The organism is Mycobacterium sp. NGS15, assembly GCF_059813245.1.
In genome coordinates, this window is record NZ_JCALEF010000007.1 from 337,030 (window position 1) to 354,929 (window position 17,900).

At 63.4% G+C, this 17,900-nt stretch carries 20 protein-coding genes; 10 read left to right on the forward strand and 10 right to left on the reverse strand.

Annotated elements, in window-relative coordinates:
* Positions 1–4: 4 nt before the first annotated feature.
* From AC5Y5C_RS22470 to cobC, 4 genes are read right to left on the reverse strand one after another with little or no spacing between them, the layout of a single operon-like run.
* On the reverse strand, positions 5–1,108 hold the full coding sequence (locus tag AC5Y5C_RS22470) for a bifunctional RNase H/acid phosphatase (protein ID WP_499976587.1): 1,104 nt from the start codon (positions 1,106–1,108) through the stop codon (positions 5–7).
* Entirely contained in the window at positions 1,105–1,827 is a 723-nt protein-coding gene (locus AC5Y5C_RS22475) for a zinc ribbon domain-containing protein (RefSeq protein WP_499976588.1), read from the reverse strand. The genes AC5Y5C_RS22470 and AC5Y5C_RS22475 overlap by 4 nt, the downstream gene beginning before the upstream one ends.
* The gene (locus AC5Y5C_RS22480) at positions 1,824–2,996 is read right to left on the reverse strand and encodes a Nif3-like dinuclear metal center hexameric protein (RefSeq protein ID WP_499976589.1); all 1,173 of its coding nucleotides are present in this window, start codon (positions 2,994–2,996) and stop codon (positions 1,824–1,826) included. The genes AC5Y5C_RS22475 and AC5Y5C_RS22480 overlap by 4 nt, the downstream gene beginning before the upstream one ends.
* Positions 2,996–4,012: an Rv2231c family histidinol phosphate aminotransferase CobC gene (gene cobC / locus AC5Y5C_RS22485; RefSeq protein ID WP_499976591.1), complete on the reverse strand. Its 1,017-nt coding sequence runs from the start codon at positions 4,010–4,012 to the stop codon at positions 2,996–2,998. The genes AC5Y5C_RS22480 and cobC overlap by 1 nt, the downstream gene beginning before the upstream one ends.
* A 34-nt stretch (positions 4,013–4,046) precedes the next feature.
* Between cobC and AC5Y5C_RS22490 the strand changes: the two genes are divergently transcribed.
* The 3 genes from AC5Y5C_RS22490 to AC5Y5C_RS22500 are packed head-to-tail and all read left to right on the forward strand — an operon-like array spanning position 4,047 to position 6,029.
* On the forward strand, positions 4,047–4,697 hold the full coding sequence (locus tag AC5Y5C_RS22490) for an HAD-IA family hydrolase (protein ID WP_499976784.1): 651 nt from the start codon (positions 4,047–4,049) through the stop codon (positions 4,695–4,697).
* Positions 4,690–5,214 carry a low molecular weight protein-tyrosine-phosphatase gene (locus AC5Y5C_RS22495; RefSeq protein ID WP_499976593.1) on the forward strand — a complete coding sequence of 175 codons (525 nt, stop codon included), beginning with the start codon at positions 4,690–4,692 and terminating at the stop codon, positions 5,212–5,214. The genes AC5Y5C_RS22490 and AC5Y5C_RS22495 overlap by 8 nt, the downstream gene beginning before the upstream one ends.
* On the forward strand, positions 5,214–6,029 hold the full coding sequence (locus AC5Y5C_RS22500; RefSeq protein WP_499976595.1) for an SURF1 family cytochrome oxidase biogenesis protein: 816 nt from the start codon (positions 5,214–5,216) through the stop codon (positions 6,027–6,029). Before AC5Y5C_RS22495 ends, AC5Y5C_RS22500 begins: the two co-directional genes overlap by 1 nt.
* On the opposite strand, the gene AC5Y5C_RS22505 is transcribed toward AC5Y5C_RS22500, so the two are convergent.
* Positions 6,014–6,958: a cobalamin biosynthesis protein gene (locus AC5Y5C_RS22505; protein WP_499976597.1), complete on the reverse strand. Its 945-nt coding sequence runs from the start codon at positions 6,956–6,958 to the stop codon at positions 6,014–6,016. The genes AC5Y5C_RS22500 and AC5Y5C_RS22505 overlap by 16 nt on opposite strands.
* A 28-nt stretch (positions 6,959–6,986) precedes the next feature.
* Between AC5Y5C_RS22505 and AC5Y5C_RS22510 the strand changes: the two genes are divergently transcribed.
* From AC5Y5C_RS22510 to AC5Y5C_RS22535, 6 genes are all read left to right on the forward strand, one after another.
* On the forward strand, positions 6,987–7,799 hold the full coding sequence (locus tag AC5Y5C_RS22510; RefSeq protein WP_499976599.1) for an oxygenase MpaB family protein: 813 nt from the start codon (positions 6,987–6,989) through the stop codon (positions 7,797–7,799).
* Between the two features lie 37 nt (positions 7,800–7,836).
* Positions 7,837–8,880, forward strand: a complete 1,044-nt coding sequence (nicT, locus tag AC5Y5C_RS22515; protein WP_499976786.1) for a Nickel transporter NicT — start codon at positions 7,837–7,839, stop codon at positions 8,878–8,880.
* A 114-nt stretch (positions 8,881–8,994) separates the two neighbouring features.
* Positions 8,995–9,363, forward strand: coding sequence for a hypothetical protein (locus tag AC5Y5C_RS22520; protein WP_499976600.1), 369 nt, complete (start codon positions 8,995–8,997; stop codon positions 9,361–9,363).
* A gap of 13 nt (positions 9,364–9,376) precedes the next feature.
* Positions 9,377–9,940 carry a DUF3558 domain-containing protein gene (locus AC5Y5C_RS22525; protein WP_499976602.1) on the forward strand — a complete coding sequence of 188 codons (564 nt, stop codon included), beginning with the start codon at positions 9,377–9,379 and terminating at the stop codon, positions 9,938–9,940.
* Positions 9,941–10,026: 86 nt separating this feature from the next.
* Positions 10,027–11,403 (forward strand): hypothetical protein, encoded by a 1,377-nt coding sequence (locus tag AC5Y5C_RS22530; protein ID WP_499976604.1) that lies wholly within the window; start codon positions 10,027–10,029, stop codon positions 11,401–11,403.
* Between the two features lie 11 nt (positions 11,404–11,414).
* Positions 11,415–12,473, forward strand: coding sequence for a T6SS phospholipase effector Tle1-like catalytic domain-containing protein (locus AC5Y5C_RS22535; protein WP_499976606.1), 1,059 nt, complete (start codon positions 11,415–11,417; stop codon positions 12,471–12,473).
* On the opposite strand, the gene AC5Y5C_RS22540 is transcribed toward AC5Y5C_RS22535, so the two are convergent.
* The 3 genes from AC5Y5C_RS22540 to AC5Y5C_RS22550 form a co-directional block, all read right to left on the reverse strand.
* Positions 12,463–13,059, reverse strand: a complete 597-nt coding sequence (locus AC5Y5C_RS22540; RefSeq protein WP_499976788.1) for an LpqN/LpqT family lipoprotein — start codon at positions 13,057–13,059, stop codon at positions 12,463–12,465. The two genes, AC5Y5C_RS22535 and AC5Y5C_RS22540, sit on opposite strands and share 11 nt — an antisense overlap.
* 151 nt (positions 13,060–13,210) lie before the next feature.
* Positions 13,211–14,488 carry a hypothetical protein gene (locus tag AC5Y5C_RS22545; protein WP_499976608.1) on the reverse strand — a complete coding sequence of 426 codons (1,278 nt, stop codon included), beginning with the start codon at positions 14,486–14,488 and terminating at the stop codon, positions 13,211–13,213.
* Positions 14,488–15,216 carry an MspA family porin gene (locus AC5Y5C_RS22550; RefSeq protein ID WP_499976610.1) on the reverse strand — a complete coding sequence of 243 codons (729 nt, stop codon included), beginning with the start codon at positions 15,214–15,216 and terminating at the stop codon, positions 14,488–14,490. Before AC5Y5C_RS22550 ends, AC5Y5C_RS22545 begins: the two co-directional genes overlap by 1 nt.
* Before the next feature lie 583 nt (positions 15,217–15,799).
* Between AC5Y5C_RS22550 and AC5Y5C_RS22555 the strand changes: the two genes are divergently transcribed.
* Entirely contained in the window at positions 15,800–16,240 is a 441-nt protein-coding gene (locus AC5Y5C_RS22555) for a DUF6319 family protein (RefSeq protein WP_499976612.1), read from the forward strand.
* An 82-nt stretch (positions 16,241–16,322) separates the two neighbouring features.
* Here AC5Y5C_RS22555 and AC5Y5C_RS22560 read toward each other — a convergent pair whose 3' ends face one another.
* Together AC5Y5C_RS22560 and AC5Y5C_RS22565 are read right to left on the reverse strand one after the other, a co-directional pair.
* Positions 16,323–17,030 (reverse strand): hypothetical protein, encoded by a 708-nt coding sequence (locus tag AC5Y5C_RS22560; protein WP_499976614.1) that lies wholly within the window; start codon positions 17,028–17,030, stop codon positions 16,323–16,325.
* Between the two features lie 345 nt (positions 17,031–17,375).
* A complete protein-coding gene (locus AC5Y5C_RS22565) occupies positions 17,376–17,828 on the reverse strand; it encodes an Hsp20/alpha crystallin family protein (RefSeq protein WP_499976790.1) in 453 nt (150 codons plus the stop codon).
* Positions 17,829–17,900 lie beyond the last annotated feature (72 nt).

The following is a 17,900-nucleotide window of genomic DNA, read 5'->3' on the forward strand; positions in this document are numbered from 1 at the left end:
CAGCCTAAGTCAGATACGAGGTCTCGTTGACGAGTCGCACCGATGCCGGCCCGTCCGAGTAGAACTCGGCGATGCTCAGCGACGCCAGATCCAGGTGCAGCCGATACAGCAGGCTCGGCCCCGCATCCAGCGCCAGACGCAGCAGCGTCTTGATCGGCGTGACATGGGAGACCACCAAAACCGTTGCGTCACCGTACTCGGCGATGATCCGATTGCGGGCACGCCGCACCCGGTGGTGCACAGTATCGAAGCTCTCCCCTTCCGGCGGAGTCACCGAGGTATCGCTGAGCCACTGCGCGTGCAGCCGCGGGTCTCGCTCGGAAGCCTCGGAAAATGTCAAACCCTCCCACTTGCCGAAGTCGGTTTCGATCAGATCGTCATCGACGGTCAGCGGAACACCCAGGGCTGTCGCGGCCGCGGCGGCGGTCTCCTTGGCGCGGCTCAGCGGCGAGCTGATGACGGCCGCAATGCCGCCGCGGCTCGCGAGGTAACGCGCCGCCCTCGCGGCCTGATCGCGCCCCAGTTCGGTCAGCTCGGGATTGCCTCGTCCGGAGTAACGGCGCTGCACCGAAAGTTCGGTCTGTCCATGGCGAAGCAACAGCATGCGGGTGGGCTTGCCGCGCGCACCCGTCCAGCCCGGCGCAGCATCGGCAGGCCTGGGTTCCGTGGCTTCTTTGGGCTTCTTCGGAGCCTTGGGTTCGATGCCACTGGCGCGGTCCATCGCCTCGTTGGCCAGCCGGTCGGCGTGCTTATTGCGTTCCCGGGGAATCCACTTGTAGTCGACGGTTTCGAACTGCATCGCCGCGGTGACAGCCTGCTGATACAGCGTGATGAGGTCGGGGTGCTTGACCTTCCATCGACCGGACATCTGCTCGACGACAAGTTTGGAGTCCATCGAAACGCTTACCTCAGTGGCGCCCAGTCGTGCCGCCTCTGCCAATCCCGCTATCAGACCACGGTATTCGGCCACATTGTTGGTGGCGCGTCCGATGGCCTCGCAGGCCTCACCCAGCACCGTCTCGTGATCCGGGGCGAACACCACGGCGCCGTATCCGGCCAATCCGGGATTACCGCGCGATCCTCCATCGGCTTCGACGAGAACCCTCACAGGCGCACCAGGATCGCGCTGCACTCGGGGCACCGCAGCACCTCGTCGGCGTCGGCCGCCGATATCCGGGACAGCTCACCGCGGTCCAATTCGATACGGCACGCACCGCACTTGTTGCCCTGCAATAGCCCCGCCCCCGGGCCTCCCGAGCGGCGCTGCCGTTCATAGATTTCCAGCAGCGACCCCTCGATGGAGGACGCCAGTCCGTCGCGACGCTGCCGAATCTGGTTCTCTTCGGCGTCGGTGTCGATGGAAATCGCACGCTGGAGCCGCTCGATTTCCGCTATCCGCCCGGCGATCTTGTCGGCATCGGCCTGAATCGAGGCCTGTTGAGCCTGGAGCTCCTCACGACGCTCCATCAGCTCCAGTTCCGAGTCCTCCAGACTGGACTGGCGGCGCTCCAGAGTGTCGAGCTCATGCTGAATATCGACGAGTTCCTTCGGGTTCACACCGCCCGAGGCCAGCAGGGTGCGGTCGCGATCCTCCCGTTGACGGACGGCGGTCACTTCGGTGTCCAGCTTCGCCACCTGTACGTCCAGATCTTCCAGAGCCAGACCGAGCGCGCCCACGTCGCCGAGAATTTTCCGCTGTTGCGCCTGCAACTCCCCATGCTCCTGGCGTTCCGGCGGATTCGCACGCCGGTGCGCGATACGCGTCAGTTCGGCATCCACGGACGCCAGGTCTACTAGGAGACGTTGTTGTGCCACATCGGCTTTCATGCTCGTTCTTCTTTCTCCGAACCACCTAGGGTCCAAGGGTCTGTGCGAACTGGCGAGATACGCGTCGGCAGCTTCTCCCCGAATTCGGTATCGAGCACCCGCGCTGCCTGCGCACACCACGGGAACTCGCTGGCCCAGTGGGCGACGTCGACAAGTGCAACGCTACTTGCCCGGGCATGCTCGTCGGCGGGATGGTGCCGCAGATCGGCGGTGACGTACGCGTCGGCCCCGGATCCGACCGCGGCACTCAACAGTGAATCACCCGCACCACCGCACACTGCAACGGTCTGAATCGGGGCATCCGGATCACCGGCGGCCCGAGCTCCCCACACGGTGTCCGGCAGAGCGGCACCGACGCGGGATACGAAGTCACGTAGGGGCTCCGATTCGGGCAGCACACCCACGCGCCCCAGACCGGTGCCCGCCGGCGCCGGCGCCATGGGCAGCACATCGATGGCCGGCACCTCATAGGGATGGGCGGCATGGATAGCCGCGAACAGCGCACAGCGCAGTCTGGACGGGGCGACCATTTCCACCCTGTCCTCGACAACCTTTTCCACGACACCATGCACACCGATTGCGGGGTCCGAGCCCTCCAGCGGACGGAACTGCCCGGTACCGGTGGCGCTCCACGAGCAGTCGGAATAGGCACCGAGCTGCCCGGCGCCGGCGTCGAACATCGCGCGGCGCACCACGTCCGCGGATTCCGCCGGTTCAGAGGGCACGTATACCACCCATTTGTCGTAGTCGGCGAACTGCGGCGCCAGCACCGAGGTCACCTGTAGCCCAAGGGCTTCGGCGAGAGCATCGGAGACTCCCGGGCTCGCCGAGTCTGCATTGGTGTGCGCCGTGAACAACGCACCGCCCGAACGGATGAGGCGATGGATCAGTGCGCCCTTCGGCGTACTGGCTGCCACGGTGTCCACCCCGCGCAGCAGCAGCGGGTGGTGCGCCAACAGCAGATGCGAACCGGCAGGCGAACCAGCGTGCGAACCAGCACTGTCCATCTCGTCGAGCACCGACGTCGTCGCGTCGACGGCGACGGTCACAGCGTCGATCTGCTGTTCGGGGTCACCGCAGACCAAGCCCACCGAGTCCCACGATTCGGCGAGGGCGGGCGGATACGCCGCGTCAAGCACACCGATGATGTCCGCGAGCCGCACACCCACTACAGAATCTCCTTCATCGCTTGCACCAGCTCCGGCCATTCCGGTCGCACCGCCACCCGCAGATAGTCTTCGCCCAGCCCCATGAAAGTGTCGCAGCGGCGGACGGCGATGTTCTTGGTCTCCAAGTGTTTTCGCGTCAGTTTGGCATCGGGCACGGCCACGAGCAGGAACGGCGCCGATCCCTCGGTGACAGTCAATCCCAGGCCACGCAGCGCCTCGGCCTGCTGGCGCCGCGTGTCGAAAAGACGCTGTGTGTCCTGCCCGGCAAGCGTGACCGCCTCGGGGCTGTTGCAGGCGATGAGGGCTTCGAGTTGCAGTGTGCCCAAGGGCCAATGCGCACGGCCCTGCGCGAGCCTGTCCAACACCTCGGGATCACCCACGGCGTACCCGGCGCGCAATCCCGCCAGTGCCCACGTTTTGGTGAGGCTGCGCAGCACGACAAGACCGGGCAGTCGCTGCGCGGCCAATGACTCGGGCTCGTCCGGCACCGCATCCATGAAGGCCTCGTCAACCACCACGATGCGACCGGGTCGGCGCAATGCCAGCAGATCCGTGCGACGGTGCAGCACCGAGGTCGGGTTGGTGGGGTTCCCGACGACCACCAGGTCGGCTTCCTCGGGCGCCGTGACGTCACCGAGGGTGAACGGTGGCGGCAACACCACGTGGTCGATAGGGATACCAGCCTCGGCAAGCACGGCTTCGGGCTCGGTGAAGCCCGGCGCGAACACGGCGGCCCGTCGCGGCTTCAGTCGAGGCAGCATCGCGAAACCCTCCGCGGCTCCCGCCAGCAACAGCACCTCATCGGCCGTTCGGCCATGTCGTTCGGCGATCGCGGAAACGGCGCGCTCCTCGTCGGCGCGGCGCGGGTAGCTGCCCAGCTCATCGAGCCGGACGGCAAGCCGGTCACGCAGCCAGCGCGGTGGCGCGGTGCCGCGCACATTCACAGCGAAGTCCAGCACGCCGGGAATCAGCGCCTGGTCGCCGTGATAGCGCACTCCCTTTCGCGGCCCAGTCATGTCTCGACACTAATGTAAGGGGGTGGCTCCTCCGATGCTGGTGATCTTCGATCTCGACGGCACCTTGACCGACTCTGCACCGGGGATCGTCTCCAGTTTCCGTCACGCGCTCAGTCATGTCGGCGCCCCCGAACCAACCGGTGACATCGCGTCACGGGTTGTGGGGCCGCCGATGCACATCACGCTGGGCTCGATGGGGCTCGGCGACCGTGCCGACGACGCGATAGCGGCCTACCGAGCCGACTACGGCGAACGCGGATGGGCCGTCAATGAGATGTTCGACGGTATTCACGACGTGCTGACCGGGCTGCGCGCGGCAGGGGTCCCCATGGTGGTGGCGACGTCAAAGTCCGAACCGATCGCGGCACGCATCCTGGAGCATTTCGGGCTCGCCGAGTTTTTCCAGGTGATCGCCGGAGCAAGCCCAGACGGCATCCGGTCCAGTAAAGCCGACGTGATCGAGCACGCGCTGTCCCAGCTGGATGAGGTTCCCTCGACCGGTGTGGTGATGGTCGGCGACCGGGTGCACGACGTGGAAGGCGCGGCCGCACACGGTATCGGCACCGTCATCGTCGACTGGGGCTACGGAGCAACGGATTTCGACGGCGACCCCGGCGACCTGGCGGAATGGATCATCGGGCGTGTCGGCACCCCGCAAGAACTGTGGGACGAGCTTCATGTCTGAGTCCGGCAATCTTGGCGCAAGCGGCTCATCCCAGCCCCTCCACGTCACCTTCGTGTGTACCGGCAACATCTGCCGATCCCCCATCGCCGAGAAGATGCTGGCGCACCAGCTCGCCGAGCGCGGTCTCGGCGATCGAGTCCGCGTCACCAGCGCCGGCACCGGAGATTGGCATTCCGGACAGCCGGCCGACGAACGCGCGGCCAGCGTGCTGGCCGAGTACGGCTATCCGACGAAGCACCGAGCGGCCCAGGTGGACGGCGATCATTTGAGCGCCGATCTCATCATTGCCCTGGCGCGCAACCACTCCCGGATGCTGCTACATCTGGGAGCCGACCCCGGGCGGGTGCGACTGCTGCGCTCCTTCGATCCGCGGGCCGGCCGCGCAGCCATGGATGTCGAGGACCCCTACTACGGCGACCGCAAGGACTTCGTGGACGTGCTGTCGGTCATCGAGGCCGCGATGCCCGGCCTGCACGAGTGGGTCGACAAGACGCTCGCGGAGCGCGAGAACAGCTGATGCGACGGCTCGCGTTTCTCCTGCGCCCGGGATGGATTGCCCTGGCGCTGGTGGTCATCGCCTTCGCATACCTATGTTTCACGGTGTTGGCTCCGTGGCAGCTGGGTAAGAACACCAAGACTTCGCGGGAGAACGACCGCATCGCCCATTCGGTGAGCGCCGACCCGGTGCCGCTGAAAGACGAGCTACGGCCTGACTATTCGATGCCCGAAGACTCGGAGTGGCGCCGGGTGACGGCAACCGGCCACTATCTGCCGGACCGTCAGGTGCTGGCCCGGCTGCGCGTGGTCGATGCCAAGCCTGCCTACGAGGCGCTCACGGTATTCCAGGTCGACGGCGGTCCCGCGATTCTGGTGAACCGCGGCTACGTGCGGCCCGAAGAGGGCACCAGCGCGCCTCCGGTACCCGCAGCTCCCACCGGACAGGTGACCATCAACGCGCGGCTGCGAGAGCCCGAACAGCAGTCGGAAAAGGCGCCGTTTCGGGAAAACGGTGAGTACCAGGTGTATTCGATCGTTCCGGGGCAGGTGTCGACGCTGTTGAAGACTCCGCTTGCCGGGCCGTATCTGCAGCTCTCGGAGGATCAGCCGGGCGGTTTAGGGGCCATCCCGCTGCCGCAGTTGGACGCCGGACCATTCCTGTCGTACGGCATCCAGTGGATCGCATTCGGGATTCTGGCGCCATTTGGGTTGGGGTACTTCGTGTTCTCTGAGATCAGGCAACGCCGCGCGGCGGCCGCGGCGGTGAAAGCTGTGAAACCCGGGATACCGCAGACCACCGAGGAACGGTTGGCCAACCGTTACGGGCGGCGCTGACGCAGCGCGGCGATCATCGCGGCAACGGCCGTCACATTCTGAACGGCACACGAAAGCCGCGTTGCCTCATGCACTTCCCCGATCCTCGGTGCGATACCGCGACCCAAGGTGGGACGGGTTTCCTCGCCGTACGGGTAGCGGACGGGGCCGCCGAGACGCACGCCGAGGGCACCCGCGAATGCCGCCTCGACGACGCCTGCGTTGGGACTGGGGTGGCGATGCCCGTCGTGCAGGCAGACGCGCAGCGTCGCGACCGCTGAGCCGCCGAGAAACGGGGCCGCAACCGCCGTGGCCAGCGCGGTGACCCTGGCGGGCAGCAGATTGAGTAGATCGTCGAATCGTGCTGCCGCCCAGCCGAAACGCAGGTATCGGGCCGATTTGTGGCCGATCATCGCGTCGAGGGTGTTGGCCGCGCGGTAGGCCAGCACCCCGGGCACTCCGGCAAGCGCCACCCATACCAGCGGGCCGGTGTGGGCGTCGGAGGTGTTCTCTGCCAGGGATTCCACGGCGGCACGGGCGATGCCGTCGACGTCGAGCAGGCTCGGGTCCCGGCCGCACAGGGACGGCAGCAGCGCACGTGCCTCGTCGATGTCGTCGTCATACAGGCGTTCCGACATCCGGGCACCCACTCGGACCAGTGATGTTCCGCCGAGAGCCGCCCAGGTCGCGCCGGCGGTCACGACGATGGTCGCGATCGCGGAACGACGTGCCGCGCGTTCGGCTGCCCATCCGGCGACGGTGACGGCGGTCAGCAGCGCGGTGGTGTGGAGTACACCGGCGAGCTTGGTGTCCCGGTAGCTGTAGGTCTCCAGCGCCGCGGCAGCCTGCCCGAACCCGGCGACCGGGTGAAATCGTTGCGGGTCGCCGAAGATCCGGTCCAGTACGTAACCGAGGGCGATACCCGCGGCGCGGAATCCTCGGCGCGACACGCACACACCCTATAGAATTTGCTGTGCAATGAAGCACTCCCCCGCCAGGCTTGTGGACCTGGTCAATCCCGCTTCGCTCCTGTTGCCTGCCTCCAATGTGATCATGCAGCTGTCGCATCCAGGTGTCGGATACGGAGTGCTGGAGAGCACCGTCGACAGCGGGAACGTCTACAAGCATCCGTTCAAACGAGCACGGACCACCGGGATGTTTCTCGCGGTCGCGACGATGGGCAGCCGCCACGACCGCGAGGCAATGAAGCGCGGTGTTGACGCGGTGCACCGGCAGGTGCGCTCGACGCCGACGAGCCCGGTGAAGTACAACGCCTTCGATCCCCACCTGCAGCTGTGGGTGGCGGCGTGCCTGTACCAGTACTACGTGCAGGCCTATGAGTCGCTGCACGGTCCGCTCGACGATGCGACGGCCGACGAGATCTATCGTGACGGCGCACGAATCGGCACGGCCTTGCAGGTGCGGCCCGAGGAGTGGCCGCCGGACCGGGATGCGTTCAACGACTACTGGAAACGCTCCGTGGACGAGCTGCGGATCGACGAGCCGGTACGCGAGCATCTGTTGGGCGTCGCATCGTTCAAGATGTTGCCGTGGCCGTTACGGATGGCCGGACGATTCAATCTGTTTGCGACCAAAGGGTTTCTGCCCCCACAGTTCCGTGAGCTGTTGCAGGTTCCGTGGACGGATCGCGACCAGCGCCGCTTCGATGCGCTGCTGAGTGCGCTGCGGATCGCGGATCGGGTGGTGCCCGCGCAGCTGTGGACGTTGTCGTATGCCGTGCTTATTTGGGACATGCGATTGCGCGAGCGCATGGGGAAGCCCGTCGTCTAGGCTCGCAGACGTGCAGATTCTCACCGGCTGGCGTCGATTGGACGAGGGTCAGAGGCGCAGCGTCATCGGAATGAGCGCCGCGGTGGGCGCGCTGCACATCCTTGGCTGGGGCCTGCTGCTTTTCCTGGTTGCCCCCGCGCATTTCACGGTGCAGGGCAGTGTGTTCGGGGTCGGGCTGGGTGTCACGGCGTACACGCTGGGCATGCGGCATGCCTTTGATGCCGACCACATCGCGGCCATCGACAACACCACCCGCAAGTTGGTGTCCGATGGACGACGCCCGATGTCGGTGGGTTTCTGGTTCTCGCTGGGGCATTCGTCAATCGTGTTCATCATGGTCGCGCTGCTGGCTCTTGGCGTTAAGGCGTTGGCGGCCAATGTTTCCGACGAGCACTCGCCGCTGCAGCAGTGGACGGGCGTGTTTGGGACAGCGGTCTCCGGCACGTTCCTGTTGCTCATTGGGCTGCTCAATTTGGTGTCGCTGATCGGGATCTACCGCATTGCCAAGCGGATGCGCGGCGGCGAGGTCGATGAGGCGGCGCTGGAGCGTGAGCTGTCCAATCGCGGCGGGCTGAACCGGCTTTTCGGGCCGTTGATGGCGGCGATCCGCAAGCCGTGGCAGATGTACCCGGTGGGCTTGTTGTTCGGGTTGGGCTTCGACACCGTCACCGAGGTGTCACTACTGGTGATCGCCGGAGGTGCCGCGGTGACCGGGCTGCCCTGGTACGCGATCTTGGTGCTGCCCATTCTGTTCAGCGCCGGGATGTCGCTCTTCGATTCACTCGACGGGTCGCTGATGAACTTCGCGTACGACTGGGCGTTCCAGGAGCCGGCCCGCAAGATCTACTACAACCTGGTGGTCACCGGGCTGTCGGTGGCAGTGGCGGTGTTGATCGGATCGCAGGAGATCATTTCGATTCTCACCGAGAAGCTGAACATCACGACGGGCCCGTTGGCGGCCGTGGGCGAGCTGGACCTGGCCGCGATGGGTTACGTGATCGTGGCGCTGTTCATCGTGACGTGGGCTTTGGCGGCGCTGGGCTGGCGGTACACCGGCGTGCGTAGGCGCTGGGGCGGGTAGCGCGACTTGTCTCACCTGCCGAAATTCGATGGAACCGATCCGGGACGTTCGACGTCCTATACACATACGATGAATCTGACCTGGCCAAATCCGGCCATGACCTGAGGGGGCTCAATGTCAATCGATCAACTGACTGAGTACGCGAAGAGCGGCCAACTGGTCCTGCACCTCGATGACGCCGCCTTCGACAAACTCATCTCTGCATGTGACGGCTACATCGACGCACTGCGCGATCTAAAGCAGGACGCGGCCGTCCTTAGCAGGTACCCCTTGGGGCTCGCCGAAGACAAACTTGACTCGGGGAAGGCGCTAAGCGACGCCTTCCAAAAGAAGGCTGACGGAGGGCCGTCTAGCGCTGGCGGCACGTTTCAGTCCCACAAAGACCAGGTTGAAGCAATGAAGACTCTCTTTGTCGCCCTTCGGACGGCGTACAGATCAACCGAGCAAAACAATGCGACCAATCTCCAGGGTCACGGCAGATAGCAGCGACAAGCAGATGTCACGGATCGCCGTGCTCGCCCTACTGACCCTGACCGCAGCCGCCTGTACTAGCCCCGTGACCGGTACGCCAACCATGTCACCGATCTCGAGCACAGTTATGCCTTCGCCGATCCCAACTAATCAGTCTGGCCGAGCGCACATCACCTTCGAACCATGCAAGGACATACCAACCGACGTAATAAAGGATCTAAAGCTCGACAGGAGCCCGCCCCGACCAGACACCCAGACGGATGGCGAGATCGAGAACGTGTTCTGCAAATACCGATCCCAAGGCAAGTACTACCTCACAATTGCGGCGTCCAACCACACACTTGAAACACTCAAGAAGACCAACAGAGGATGGGATCTCAAAGAGTTTGAGATCGGTGGGCGTCAGGCGATAAGCACCTTTGATTCCCCGCAACCGTCGACCGATGACTGCTCGATCAATGTGGCCGCAACGACTGGCGTGTATGGCGTCCTCGTTGGGACTGCAGACCATTCGTTCGACCCCTATCCCGACTGCATGACAGCAGCACGCGCTAACACCGAAGCCTTGCTCGCATATTTTCCCCGCTGAAATTCCTAAAAAGACGGAACCGAATCGCCGCACACGGCGTCTGAACCTAATGAGCTAGTTGCACGCCACGACACGAAGGAGCGGCCATGGGTGGAGAAGAAGACGGCTGGACCAGAGGCAACCGCGAACGCGAAGTGGTCTATGCGAAGCAGCGGCAACACGCGGCCAACATCGACGGCGGGACCGAATCGGCAAGCGTCCCGGCCGAGGATTTCGGCAGCTGGTCACACGAGGAGATCAAGGCGGCCTCCGACGCGTTCAATCCGGGGCAAACACACGCGGCCTCCAGCGACTGGGAGAAACTGGCGTCCGGATTCTCGGGCGCATTAGCAACGTTCAAGGCATCCTTCGACGCTGCCGTGAGCGGCAATTGGACCGGACTTGGCGCCGAGTCCGCCAAAGAGGCAGTGAACAACTACGAAAGCCACGCCGAGAAGGTCTCCGACGGTTTATCACTGATGGCCACCAAGCCAGAAGAAATAGCGACCGCGGTGTCCCAGATCAAAGACCTCATGCCCGAGGTCGTGCAGGTCCAACAACCCCAGGAACACACCCGAGCGGCCTACGAGCAGTACTACGCCCAGCAGGCGCTCGCGGATCAGAAGCAAGACGAAGCCCGCATGATCATGCGGAACGTGTGGTCACCCGTAGCGCAGCAGGCAGCATCCGGACTGCCTGCGTTTCCGCCTGCTCCGCAATTCGCCGACGCTTCCGCAGCAAGCGCAATCACCAATGCCGCTTCGAACTGGGGTGGCGGCAAAGACATCAAGCCTGACCAGATCAAGCCTATCGACGAAGCCGCAGTGCGTGCGGCTGCAGCTGCGGCTCTGGCAGACCCTGCTCAAGCATCCGCCTCCGGCGGATCCGGTGCCGCAGGTGCTGCCGCGGCCGCCGCTGGTGCGTCGGGTGGTGGTTCGGGAGCTGGCGCGGGTGGCCCAGCAGCCGCAGCGTCCGCTGCTGCCGGAGCAGGCGCCGGAGCCGGAACCAGGCCTTCCTCGGGTGGAAGCACCACCGCGACCGGTCCAAACACAGGATCAGTCCCGGGCACCTATGGCATCGGCCGGTGGGGCAAGCCGACTACCAACAAGGACGAAAACAAGGACAAGGATCAGAACGCGGATCTCACTCCCCTCGCCGCCGGACCGATCATCGCCGGCTCCTACACCGCGGGTGCAGGCATGGGGCTTTCGGCCGTACCGACAACCTCGCCGATGTCGGGTATGGGCATCGCCCAGCCGCCGACCATGATGACTCCGGGTGCTGCGGGCCAGCATCACCAGGAGGACGAGGATCAGCACTTCACCCCAGAATTCCTCGTGAGCCTCGACAACGGCAACGAGCTTGTGGGCCCGCTGCCCAAGGTGTCCCCCGCCGTCATCGGCGTGTGGAACGAGGAACACGTCGACTACCAGAATCCGCACGCATCGCCGTACGACCCGAAGCCGTACGACGGCGAGGACTAACAGCACAGACGATGGGCAAGAACATCGTCATCTGCTTCGACGGCACGGGTAACCAGATCCGCGCGGCGGGCAATACGAATGTCGTGCGCGGCTACGACATGGTGATCCATGATCTGACCGACCGCCAGATCTCGTACTACGACCCCGGCGTCGGCACCGATCCGGCCATCGCCACCTATGCACCAGTGGGACAATTCGCCGCCCGCATTCTGGCTATCGCATTCGGTATTGGCTTACGTGCCAAGCTTGCTCAGGCCTACACATATCTGATCGAGCGGTGGCAGCCCGGAGACCGCATCTTCATTTTAGGATTCAGTCGCGGCGCGTTTTGCGCGAGAGGCCTTGCCGGACTTCTCAACTCAGTTGGCATGCTGCGCCCCGGCTCGCAAAACCTCGTGCCCTACGCAGTGAGCCTATACGCGCAGTCATGTGCAACCTGGTCCCCCGACCGCTGGGATCAGCTGCATTCGTTCTCACGGACCGTGGCCCGCCGCGAAGATGGCAAGGTCTCCATTCCTATCGCATATCTGGGCTTGTGGGATACCGTCAGCGCGCCCGGCATCTTCAAGCGCAGCATGCAATGGCCTTATGCACCAAGTGTTCCTAACGTACAGGCAGGACGGCACGCGGTATCCATCGACGAGAAACGTCGGCCCTACCGCGAGTACCTCATCAAACCCCTGGGTAATCAACGGTTCGTCGACGAAGCGTGGTTCGCCGGCATCCATTCCGACATCGGCGGCGATTACGCCGACGACGACAGACTTTCCGATATCGCACTCAAGTGGGTAATTGAGGGTGCCGCCGGACACGGATTGTTGCTCAATACCGAGAAATACCACAGGTATTGCTCAGTTGAACCCACCTACGCCATGGGCAAGATTCATCAGGTCAACTGGTTCTGGGCGCTGTTGATATTCCGCCGCCGACACATCCCCGACGGCGCCTGGATTCACGCCAGCGTCGCCGACCGCATGGCAGCAGATGAGAATTATCGGCCACCGCTACCGGAGCACACCACAATTGTCGATGCCCAATGGGCCACTCCGGCAACCGATATCAGGATGTAGCGGGCGGACTGACCTGCAGCCCCGCGAGGATCGTTTCGCGGGCACTGTCGAAACCACGCACGGTGTCATCCAACGCCTGCACCGACACCCCAACCGTGAACACCTTGCTGCCATTCTTCACCACCACAATGGTGGTGGTAACCCGGTGAACAGGGATTTTCCCTAGCCCCATATTGTAGGTCAGTGTCTTCGACGGGTACCCGCAGATACCGCCCGAAGCTTCAACAAGGTCTGTGATGCCGAACATCTCCAGTCCGTCTCGCTCGGCGGCGAATGCGGCGTCTTCCGTGGACACCTTGCCGGTCAGGTTGGCCATGGCCACCGTGGCATTCGGAACAAACCCGTTGGCCCGAAGGTCTGGAGCCGCCAAGTAGACACGCACCACGCCGCTTTCGAACCGCTTGACGCGTTCCCACCCCGAGGGCTGCGGAACTTCAACGCGCGGCTCCGAGTCGTCATCCAGCGGCATCTCCAAGAGCGGCACCGTGACCGAGGTGCACTTGGGGTTGGTAAGCCGCTTGCCCTCCTCGCCGGGAGTGGCTATCGCATCGCCGTCGACGATCGCTGTACACCCCGATGCCAGCATCGTCGCGGCACAAGCCACTGCCAGCATCCATCGAGGTGTACTGATCATTGGTTCAGATTAAGGCAAGGACTGAACGCAAACAGTGAACCGGCTCGAACACTGTCACGGCCCGTTGACGCGAAGCACACCTTCCTCATTCGCATGATTTTGATCAGCTACTGCAATAACGGTTGTTGTTCGAGGGCAGGAGCCTGGTGTTGACACCTGGCCCTGCTGGTTGACATAGCCCGCCGCCCAACAAGTTCTCCTTGGACCAGGCCGCGTGTCCGTTGGCGACATTCAGGCATGCCTCGTAATCGGGGCCGGTCTGGCCGAACATGGCCGTGCACTGGGCCGACATGTTGGCGAACGCCTGGTTCTTGCACACGTCCACTGACATCTGCGCCGGCGTGACATCGAGGCACATCGCCTGCCGCTGGCACGAACTCCAAAAATCAGCCGTCCGTCCGTCCTCGGACCGGAATTCGTTCGGTCCAGACAGGCAGCGATCGGCATGCCGCTGGCCGTACAGCACCGGATCGACACTTGCAGGCCGGTAAGCGCCACCCGGGTCAACAACGTAATCACCTGGTGCACCGATGATTTGCGCAGCCTTCTTGGCTTCTGGCGGGCCACCGCCTTCAGGCAGTCCCTCCCAGTCACTGGCCAGCTGACCGCTCGCCGGGATCGACGACGCCCGGTACGACAGCGTGATCGTGATCGGGAAGGCGAAAATGTCGGCGGGTCCAAGATCCAGCGCGAGATTGGACTGCTGATACATGTAGTCGCCGTGGATCACCGGGCTCACTTGCACGGGATTGCCCTTCGCATCGCGTGCGACCGGAACCGACAACGTCGCGATGGTTGTCGCGGGCAGTCCAGGGGCAGCGTCGGATTCGACCAACACCACGTTGGAGCCCTGACGCACGTGAGTCCCCTCGGGAACCCGCAGACCGAAGGTGAAGTTCTCCGGCGTGAAGATGGTGCGCCGAATGATATTCACATCAACCCCGCCGCCCGCGAACGGCGAAATCCGGTAGTCGGTGTCATGGGAGGTAAAGGTGGCCGAACCACCGTCACCCCACTGCGCCGGCGTCAGCTCGCGCTCCTGCGGCAGGTGCAGCACAACTGTCTTGCCCGCAATCGCGGTCGGCAGATGGGTGCCATCGGTAGGCGACGGCGAGATCGTCGCGTTGCCGCGCTCACGTCCCGCGGCCAACGGGCGCCCTGTACCCGGCCCCAGACCCAACGGTGTATTGGTTTTGACCTGCGCGCCGCCAATCGGCGCGATCCGCGGCAGATCATCGGGTTGAGCCACCGGATACGGAATCGGCTTAGGTGGCGGCGGTTGGATGGGATCTGCCAAAGTCCTTGGTGCAGAACCCATCACCATGGAGAACATGAACGCCAGTGCGGCCACCAGTGCCACACTACGAGTACGGGTAGTCATCACAGGTCCTTGGGCTCGCCGTAGATGGTCTGGGTGTCGTTGCCGTTCTCGGTGCGGATCCGGAATGTCGCGAAGGACTGGATCTTCACCTGACCGCCGCACCCATCGGCCTCGACGTTCTGGTTACGTACCTGCGAGACCGCACGCATGTTCCGGAAGTTGATCCGGTCCATCGGAAGTTGAGCCAAGCCACCCGGCTTGAGCAGCACGCGCATATAGCCGCCGATGTGCTCCTGGGCGCCCAACGAACCGCCACCGGACACACCACCGAAGCCACCACCACCGCCACCGCTCTGACTACCTTGCCCGTAGCCGCCGCCATAGCCCTGGCCGAACACCTGTTGCGAAAGCGTCAAACCGAGGTCACCGCCCAGCTCCACACCCGATGAAGAATCGGTGCGGCAACCCACGAAATACCCCGTCTCCAACTGCGCATCCTGGATCACGGCACCACCGTTGCCGGTGATCGTGGCCTCGGCGCGATAGGAAACGCGTGCCTGCCAAGAGTTGCTCGCGCCCGCAATGTTGTCGATGTGATCGATGATCTCGTTAGTCAGCGTCAAACCGACGGTCCAGCCGTCATCGGTCACGAACTGCTGGTACTGGTCCGGCATCCCCTGCGGATCCGCGGCAGCGTCAGAAACGCCCACCAAGAGCCCCATCGCAATGGTCACAGACGTTGTGATTGCAGTGACACAGCTTCGACGTGCCAAATTTGGCAACTTCATGAAACCGAACCCCTCCGTGTCCCGTCCTAACCCGATCGGGCCGGACCCCCGTACGCCGCCCATTCGTAGGCAATGCCATTCATCGCATCTTCCTGGGAAAATACATCACTTGGCAATGCTGGAGAATCTAAGGCCGAGACACCCTCTTGTCAACACTGAGACCATGTCGTCACCGATTGCGTGATCAAGATCGCGAACTTTGTCGAGGTCACTGCGGACTGGATCAACGGAGTGTGATCATAGCTACAGGAAACATTTCAAGATCAGCGATAGCGAACATGTGACGTCAGATGGCGTGCCGCTCGAGAGGTTTAGGCCATCGACCCACGCCAGATCAGCGGAAACATGTCAGATAATCACAGGGGCGACGACTGAAACACCGGCAGCCAGTCAAGCGAATGGTTGCTGGAAGGAGACGTCGAGACGTTTGCCTGCTAACTAGTGTCGGCAGCCGCCGAGGACCTTGACGCCGGTCCCCGGCCCGCCAAGCGCATGGGTAGCATGTTGACCGGCCGTATCGAACGTGTGTTCTAATGACTGTCACTGCCCGCCCACGGCGCGCGAACTTCAGAAGGAGCTCACTGTGACGATGACCGTAGACACTCCAGCAGCAGATGTGTCGGACACCAACCTTGGTGCTTCCGATGTCCCGATCAGCCCAGTCGACGTTCCGATCAGCCGTGTTGACCCGCTCCCTGAAACGTCCGCAGAAGAGAAGCCGCAGAAGGCGACGGCCAAGAAGGCGACGAGCAAGAGAACCAAGACTCTCGAGCTGACGCTTACCGTCACCGGCACCGCCGACGGCGAATGGCACGCCGAACTCAAACAGGGCAGCTCCTACCTGGCCCGCAACCTCGCCGTCGCGGCCGCCGCCGTCTCTCGCGCGGCCAAGGAACTGCACGAGGACCTCTCTACTCCGATCGATGCGGTCATCGAGGAAGCTCGCTGCCAGCAGGCCGCACGGGTCGCCGCACTTGAGGCCGAACTCGACGCCGCCCGCAAGGCCCTCGCCGATTTGGACTGAAACCCCGTCAAGATGACAGAACGCGGCCGAGGGTGAGTTTCGTGCAAATTTCGACAGTGCGCCGTAAGGCAAGACCGAGCCGCTATCGGGTGGTCCTCGTGATTTCTTCGGGTAGAAGGATATTGATTTCGTTTGGGCCGCTGGCATTTTCGATGGTTCTGCGAGTGAATATTCGTAACGGAATAGTGCCGACACGTTGCAGAGGAATGCAGAGCATCGCTTCCGGAGGATCGAGGGCATCGCCGATCGCAAGTAGCGGTTTGGTCAGCGTGAGGTGACCGTTGTAGATCTGCTCCCCAAGATTGCGACAGTCGGTGCCGGTGTAGATGCGGGCCGCGACGGTGCTGTTGGTGGTGTCTGCCTCGTCGGCGGTCATGGTGTCGACGAACAGGACGTGCTCACCGACATCAAGGGCCGCGGCGCCAGGCTCCCGCATGTCGGGGCTCTCCTGGGTGCCGCGATCTTCAATCCGAACTTGGTGACCGGCGGGATAGATGTTCGTAACGAGAAGAAGTTTGTTGCGCCCCAATGCGTTTGATCTTGACGACGACCCAACGGCGATAGCAGTACGATCCTGCAGCGCGCCGCGGCCAGACAGGCTCGGCTGAAGAGGTTCGCGATCATCCATGAACGGCGTAACAGTTCGGTGTTGTTCGTGGTAGTCGGTGGGGTCAGCCTCGATCGGGATCAACAAATCAGTCGACGCATCGACATCATCCACATCGTTGACAGGGATGTGCTGTTCGATCTGGTCTACGGGATCTGCGTGAGGAAATGGCTCGGTCATCATCGTGATGCGTTGTCACCATGGTCGCTGGAACGGGCATAAGAATGGCGAGGTGGCGGCCCGGCTCCGCATAGTGGTCGGTTGCCTGGCGGGCGTGCGCGTATCGCGTGCTGGATGCCACGGGAAATGCGGCATACGAGCCGCCACCTTGTGGTCAGTGCGAAGTACTCTCACCTCCTTTCCTCATTCGTGATATTCCTGGTCGCGACCCCTCCCGCTGGCAAGGGGGACGGTTGCAAGGTGGCGGTTGGGGCCGCGACGGGGGCCGGGTCACCGGGCCATTAGCGGTGGAACATCCGGTATCCCGGGATGCCAAGCCGGCGGTGGACCGCTGCAGAGCTCGGCCAGTCAGGCGTTGATGGATTCTCTAGCCGGCGGCGATGCGGTGTCGACAATCATGGTGTCTGCGGGGCGGTCCACGACGATTTTTCGTGGCTTGGCCTTTTCGGCAATCGGAATCTGTAGGCGCAACACGCCATCGTGATAGCTGGCGGCGATCTTGTCGGTGTCCAGGTTGTCGCCCAGCACCAGCTGGCGGGAGAACACGCCCCGTGGTCGCTCGGTGGCCAACATGTCCCGGTTCGGGTCCACCGGTGCACGTTCTGCCCGCACGGTCACCACATTGTGCTCGATATCAAGATCCAAGGACTCCTGGGCGATCCCCGGCAAATCAAACTCCACAATGAACTCCTCCCCGTCACGCCAGGCGTCCATCGGCATAATCGCCGGGCGGGCAGCAGTTCCCAGCACCTGCTGGGTAAAACGATCCAGGTCACGGAACGGGTCGGTACGCATCAGCATGGTGGTCACCTCCACACATCCTTTCTCTTATTCTGCATGTCAGCCGCATGATAATCTGTGTCGTACGGCCTA